At 38.2% G+C, this 5,708-nt stretch carries 5 protein-coding genes and 1 pseudogene; 4 read left to right on the top strand and 2 right to left on the bottom strand.

All coding sequences use genetic code 11. The annotated features are described in order from the left end of the window. Window positions 1-120: 120 nt before the first annotated feature. Window positions 121-1,052, top strand: a pseudogene (locus BBROOKSOX_RS08565) (IS3 family transposase); the annotation flags it as partial. 154 nt (window positions 1,053-1,206) lie between these two features. On the opposite strand, the gene uvrD reads toward BBROOKSOX_RS08565, so the two are convergent. Further along, on the bottom strand, window positions 1,207-3,372 hold the full coding sequence (uvrD, locus tag BBROOKSOX_RS08560; protein WP_139661020.1) for a DNA helicase II: 2,166 nt from the start codon (window positions 3,370-3,372) through the stop codon (window positions 1,207-1,209). Between the two features lie 122 nt (window positions 3,373-3,494). On the opposite strand from uvrD, the gene BBROOKSOX_RS08555 reads away from it, so the two are divergent. Further along, a complete protein-coding gene (locus BBROOKSOX_RS08555) occupies window positions 3,495-3,680 on the top strand; it encodes an Alvin_2107 family globule sulfur oxidation protein (protein ID WP_139661025.1) in 186 nt (61 codons plus the stop codon). 54 nt (window positions 3,681-3,734) lie between these two features. After that, window positions 3,735-4,679: an EF-P beta-lysylation protein EpmB gene (gene epmB, locus BBROOKSOX_RS08550; RefSeq protein ID WP_139661017.1), complete on the top strand. Its 945-nt coding sequence runs from the start codon at window positions 3,735-3,737 to the stop codon at window positions 4,677-4,679. Window positions 4,680-4,695: 16 nt separating this feature from the next. Here the strand turns inward: epmB and BBROOKSOX_RS08545 are convergent, their stop codons facing one another. After that, window positions 4,696-5,205, bottom strand: coding sequence for a TlpA family protein disulfide reductase (locus tag BBROOKSOX_RS08545; RefSeq protein ID WP_139661015.1), 510 nt, complete (start codon window positions 5,203-5,205; stop codon window positions 4,696-4,698). Between the two features lie 15 nt (window positions 5,206-5,220). On the opposite strand from BBROOKSOX_RS08545, the gene arsC reads away from it, so the two are divergent. Continuing rightward, on the top strand, window positions 5,221-5,568 hold the full coding sequence (gene arsC, locus BBROOKSOX_RS08540) for an arsenate reductase (glutaredoxin) (RefSeq protein ID WP_139661012.1): 348 nt from the start codon (window positions 5,221-5,223) through the stop codon (window positions 5,566-5,568). The last annotated feature ends 140 nt before the right edge of the window (window positions 5,569-5,708 follow it).

The raw sequence follows: 5,708 nt of genomic DNA, 5'->3' as shown, positions 1-5,708 counted from the left end.
CTTTTCACCCACTTGGCGATTTTTTAAACCCAGCCTTAGCCCTGCTAGGACAAGGTTTAAAGAAATCACCCATTGGGCAAAAATTGGATTTTGCTAATCATCCCTATTTATGCAAAGGTCTCTAATATTGTTAAAAGACTTAAAGAGCTGGAAGTAGAGAATTCAAGACTCAAAAAGATGTATGCAGATGAGCGCTTAATGTCTCAAATCAGATTAGAGGCACTTGAGGGAAAGCTCTAACGCCATCTTCTCGCAAGAAGATGGCGAATAAACTCAAAAATAAGCACCAAGTCTCAGTTGGTTTTGCTTGCACTTGTTTTAACATCAATAAAAGCACTTATTACTATCAATCAAAATTAAGCAATGATAATATCCTAATTGCGGATTATTTAATACGCCTAACCACAACGCACAAGCGCTGGGGTTTTAAGTTGTGCTATTTGTACTTGCGTAACATTAAAAGCTACAAATTTAACCATAAGCGAGTGTATCGCATTTACCGAGAATTGGAACTTAACCTAAGAATCAAGCTCAGAAGAAGAATCAAAAGAGACAAGCCCGAAGCACTGAGTGTGCCCAGTAAAATTAATCAAACTTGGTCAATGGACTTCATGGCAGACTCACTCACAGATGGCAGAAGCATTAGAGTCTTTAATGTTATTGATGACCATAACCGAGAAGGCTTAAACATTGATGTTGATCTATCACTACCAGCAAGACGGGTTATTCAATCATTAGAACGACTCATCGAATGGCGTGGCAAACCCAAAACTATAAGATGTGATAATGGTCCTGAATATATCTCTCAAGCACTACGAGATTGGGCACAAGGGTGTGATATTGAACTCAGATACATTCAGTCAGGAAAGCCAACACAGAATGCCTATATTGAGAGATTTAATCGAACAGTAAGGCAGGAGTGCTTGGACCTTCATTTATTTGATTCAGTTGAGTCTGCACAAAATTTAACCACTCAGTGGTTATGGGTTTATAATAATGAACGACCATATTTTGCTCTAGGCGGGATACCGCCAAGAGCAAAGGTGGCGTAATAAGATGACTGTAAACAGTCAAGCCTCTACTTTAGAGTTGTATGGAAAATGGGGGTATTACAATTCTATCTTAATTTAACAAAAATAGCATTAAATAATACCCGCCAAAAGTGGCACAAGGATCGGCACTATACGGGTTATTTTTATCTTTGGATTAATGAAACTCTAAATTAGCATAAGCGCTAATTAGCCACTTAGTGCCCGCAGTTTTGAATTTAACTTGCACTCTGGCACTCTCGCCATCACCTTCAAAATTAAGCACGGTGCCAAAACCAAATTTGGCGTGTTTAACAGTTCTGCCAATCGATAAATCACCATTTGCTTGTGGTTTAATGTCTTGATTAAAGACATCATCTGTTTGGTAATTTTGTGGTGTTGCGCCGTATTTTTGTTTAATCTGATTAAGGTGTTTTTTTGGAAATTCTGATAAGAATCGAGATGGATAAGCGTAAATAGATTGTCCATGCAAAAAGCGTTTTATCGCAAATGACATGGTGAGTTTTTTCATTGCTCGCGTCATGCCGACATAGCATAAACGCCTTTCTTCATCTATTAAATGTGGCTCATCTTTGGACTGCCTAGAGGGAAATAAGTCTTCTTCTAAGCCTGCTAAAAATACATAAGGAAACTCCAAACCCTTGGCAGAGTGAATGGTCATAAGTTGTACATTTTGTGTGGGCGGTGAATTGGCATCACCACTAGAGTCAAGTGAAGATTGAGAAATAAAGCCCATGGTCTCATTCATATCGCTGTCTTCTTCATGATTGTATTGCTTGGCGGCAGTAATGAGTTCTTCTAAGTTTGCAGTTTTACTACCTGCTTTATCAGTTTTATCGTTTGAATAATGTGCAACAAGTCCAGATTCCTTAATCACATAAGCAACTTTTTCAGATAAATCTAAGTGCTTGGTGTCGTCTTGCATGCGCTCAATCAATTGAGTGAATCCAGTCAAGGCGTTGGCAGCACGCGAGGGTAAGGTTGATGCCATACTAATCGCTGCTTGGAATAACTGGGTTTGATTTTCTCGTGCAAATACCCGTACTTTTTCAACCGTCGTAGCGCCAATACCACGGGTTGGAAAATTAACCACTCGTTCAAAGGCAACACCATCAGCACTATTTTCTATAAGGCGTAAATAAGCCAAGGCGTCTTTGATTTCAGCGCGTTCAAAAAAGCGTAAACCACCATAAATAATATAAGGGATATTGTATTTAATCAATCGTTCTTCAAAGGCTCTAGATTGCGCATTTGAGCGATACAAAATAGCACACTCATTAGCCGATGCGCCGTTGTCAAGGTGTTTTTGAATGGCACTAATGACAAAATCTGCTTCGTCAGTTTCCGTGCGTGCTTCATACAAATCAATCAATTCGCCATCGCCAGCATCTGTCCATAGGGATTTACCCATACGATTTGAATTTCGAGCAATCAGTGCATTGGAAGCATTTAAAATATTACCTGTTGAGCGATAATTTTGCTCAAGGCGGATGGTTTGAAGAGGCGCAAAATCTTTTTCAAGTTTGAGGATGTTTTCAATTTTTGCCCCACGCCAGCCGTAAATAGATTGGTCGTCATCACCCACACAAAACACTTTATTATTGCCGTTAAATAACAACTTAATCCATTTGTATTGCATGGTATTGGTGTCTTGAAATTCGTCTACTAAAATATGTGCAAAGCGGGTTTGATAGTGTGAAAGCAGAGCTGGATTATTTTTCAATAATTCATAGCTGCGTACCAGTAATTCAGCAAAATCAATCAAATCATTGGCATGACAATGTGCTTCATACAATTTAAATATCTCAAGACTTTTTTTGACAAAATAATTGTGTCCCGCTTCAATGTCATTAGGGCGAATGCCTTCGTCTTTTTGCTGATTGATAAACCATTGAACTTTCCTAACTGGAAATTTACTTTCGTCAAGTTGAATTTCTTTCATTAAGCGTTTAACAATGCGATACTGGTCTTGCTGGTCTAAAATTTGAAATTGAGAGCTGAGATTTGCCTCAGCAGGATGGGCGCGTAACAGGCGATGTGCCAATCCGTGGAAAGTGCCAACCCACATGCTTCTGATGGGTCGTGCAAGCGATACATTGAGTCGCTCTCGCATTTCATTAGCAGCCTTATTGGTAAAGGTGACGGCTAAGATATCATCAAGATGAACATTTTTTTGCGTGACTAAATAAGTAATTCTATGGATTAGAACCCTGGTTTTTCCAGAACCTGCACCTGCAAGTATCAAGGCATTTTGTGCGCTATCTAGGGTGACTGCTTGTGATTGCTCGTTATTTAGCTTATTAATTATTTCAGGTAAATTCATAAATTTTTATTGTCAATTGGTTTGCAAATGGTATAATATCGTCTTTCTCTTATATAGAGCCGAAGTTTATAAGAGTGAAGAATTATAAACATTATATTATTGTAAAGTAAGGAGTATCAGTGATGACATACTACGAAGGTGTTAAAAAAATGGAAGAAATGGGCGTAAATGACAACTACATTCAAGGTTGGGTAGCTGGTTTTTTAAATAATCCTGAGATTGAAGAGCAAAGAATTACGGATGAATGGGAATCAGGCTATGAAGATGGCAAAGCTCATACAGAAGAAAACTTTGCGAATTTTTGCTAATCACTGATTGCAAAGAAATTTAAAAAAGCCCCGACTATAACGGGGCTTTTTTTTATGAATAATAATTGGCAACATAACGCACGCAACACGCTCAAAGGCGCAGACAATTGTAATGCTTTTTTTCAATCTCAGCAATTTCAAGACCAAAGCTTTCCTATTAAAATCCCCTTGGAATTTGCCAGCCTCATTGACAAAGACAATCCCAACGACCCACTACTAAAACAAGTAATCCCCTCAATTAAACCTCAAATTGAGACGCTGGACTTCTCGATTGAGCCATTGAAGGATGAAGAAAATTCGCCTGTTGCGGGGCTGATACACAAATACCCCAATCGGGTTTTACTGATTACATCTAGGGTTTGTGCCATTCATTGTCAGTATTGTTTTCGGCAAAATTTTAATTATATTGGGCATGACGCAGTGAGCAACTATTTGGCGATTGAAGATTATATCTATCGCCACCCTAAAATTAACGAAGTGATATTAAGTGGCGGCGACCCTTTGAGTTTGAGTGATGAGAAGCTTGCACAACTCATCAAGGGTATTGAAAATATTCCACACATTAAAAACTTGCGTATCCATACGCGTAGTGCTGTTGTAACACCAAGTCGAATAACCGAAAAGCTAATCAAACTACTTAGTCAAAGTAGACTAAATGTTGTATTGGTAACTCATGTCAATCATGCCAATGAATTATCCAATGACTTTGCTAAGGCGATACAAGCATTAAGTGGCGTTACTTTGCTGAATCAATCTGTTTTGTTAAAAGGTGTGAATGACAGTGTATCAACTTTAAGTAAGCTTTCTATGGGTTTGTTTGAATTAGGCATCCTGCCTTATTATTTACATTTATTGGATAAAGTCAGGGGTGCAGAGCATTTTTTAGTGAGTGATGAAGAGGCGCAGCAGTTACACAAAGTATTGCAAAAACAACTTAGTGGCTATTTAGTGCCGAGATTAGTCAGAGATGAAAATTTAGCAGCCAAGACTTGGGTTTAAACTGTCTTTGCAAGATTTATTGTTGTGTTGCTTTTTTTAAAGTTTTGATATCAACCTCTCCCATGAAAGAATCAACCAGCGAGCCATCTGGTGCATACACATAAGTGGTTGGCAGACCAATAATCTTACCAAACTTTTCGAACTCCTTGCGGTTGTTGCTATTGGATAAAATAATCGGATAATTTACCATATAGGTGTCAGTGAAATCAATAATTTTATCAATGTCGGCTTGTTCGTAATTTACCCCTAATATTTCTACTCTGTCTGAATTTTTTTCGTAAAAATCAACAAAGGCAGGGATTTCTTTTAGGCAAGGTGGACACCAAGTTGCCCAAAAATTAACCACCAAGTATTTCCCCTTAACCGTGTCGTTATTATGGGTTTTGTTATTGATATCTATCACCGAAAATTTAGGCATTTGAATGGACTTCTTGTGATTGCCTTTGGTTAAAGTTTTGTCGGGTATGATTGCCTGAACAGCGCTTAAAGGAAGAATCAGTGCGAGTATAATAAGGATTTTTTTCATTATGGAATTTTAAGTATGAGTGCAATAATTTATCACAATCCTAGATGTACAAAATCTAGGCTGACTTTAGCTATTTTAGAAGAAAAAGGCGTTGACTTTCAAGTAATTAAATATCTAGATGATACGCCATCAGCTCAAGAATTAAAAGTACTGCTTGGCGAATTAGACTTAGATGCTAGGTCGTTAATGCGCACTTTCGAAGCCCCTTATAAAGCCAACAATCTGGATGATGAATCACTGAGTGAAGATGATTTAATTCAAGCAATGGTTGATAACCCAATTCTCATTGAACGCCCCATTGTGAAAACTGATAAAGGCACGGTAATTGGGCGACCGCCTGAGAATGTATTGGCAATTATTTAGACTTTATACCCTTTGAGACCTTTGCATAAATAGGAACAATCATCAGAAACCCACTTTTCACCCACTTGGCGATTTTTTAAACCCAGCCTTAGCCCTGCTAGGACAAGGTTTAAAGAAATCACCCATTGGGCAAAAATTGG

The sequence above is a fragment of the bacterium endosymbiont of Bathymodiolus sp. 5 South genome, assembly GCF_900128535.1.
GTDB lineage: Bacteria > Pseudomonadota > Gammaproteobacteria > PS1 > Pseudothioglobaceae > Thiodubiliella.
Note: the sequence above shows the minus strand (reverse complement) of the source record. Positions and strands in the feature narration are given on the sequence as shown.